The sequence below is a fragment of the Dellaglioa sp. CoH-57-MRSF-20 genome (genome assembly GCF_056781955.1).
Genome location: NZ_JBXAXV010000048.1, coordinates 1 through 680, shown reverse-complemented (window position 1 = coordinate 680; position 680 = coordinate 1). Strand labels below are relative to the sequence as shown.

Here is a 680-nt window from a genome sequence, read left to right as displayed (position 1 = left end):
AAGCCCTCCATGCGCTTGATCGGGGACTCACCCAGACCTTCGAGCGTCGGCGTGTCGTTCACGGGCAACCCGTACATCGTATTCATCTTGCGAACCGCCCACGGGAAGAAGTGGCCGATTTCCAAACCGCTCTCCGCAAAGTCCTTCGACGCGGAGCCTACAACGTGATCATACTCATGCAGATTCAAACTACTCTCCTTAAAGTGTGTAATGGTTGGAGTTGTCCAACCACTCGGCTACCTTCTCGCCATAAACAGCTGGATCAAACACACGGTGCCCGACTGGCTTTTCTGACACATGCTGCGCGCCGTCCTTCAACTTTCGGCTCGTGTCTTCTAGTTCTTGCGTCTTGGATCGGGCTTCTGTTTCTGCCTCATCCATTGCCGAGTGGAACGCAGATGCCGCTCCTGTGATGTCAACTGCGCGCTGCGCAATCTCGGCGCGTACTTCCTCGGTGTTGATCGCGCCATCGAATTCGGCTAGCGCTGCTTGAAGCTCGCCCCGTGCCTTTTCGAATACGTGCATGCGCACCACCAGACCGAGTGCAATGCGCAGTCCATTCATGTACTCGTCTGGTGCGTTTTCAATCACAGCCAGAAGATTGACGCGCACGCGATTCAACGTTTCAAGATCAAGATTATGATCCATCACTTCTTCTCCTTTTTAGGCTCATCAGCAAC

The 680-nt window shown here is 54.0% G+C and carries 2 protein-coding genes; both read right to left on the bottom strand.

Annotation, left to right across the window (positions count from 1 at the left end; genetic code table 11):
- A partial coding sequence (locus tag AC1RPN_RS08020) for a hypothetical protein (protein WP_429635792.1) occupies positions 1-188 on the bottom strand: 188 nt, incomplete at its 3' end.
- Positions 189-198: 10 nt separating this feature from the next.
- On the bottom strand, positions 199-648 hold the full coding sequence (locus AC1RPN_RS08015; protein WP_289862603.1) for a hypothetical protein: 450 nt from the start codon (positions 646-648) through the stop codon (positions 199-201).
- Positions 649-680 lie beyond the last annotated feature (32 nt).

Coding starts and splice junctions, on each gene's coding strand:
- AC1RPN_RS08015 (WP_289862603.1), bottom strand. CDS start 648: ATGGATCATAATCTTGATCTTGAAACGTTGAATCGCGTGCGCGTCAAT.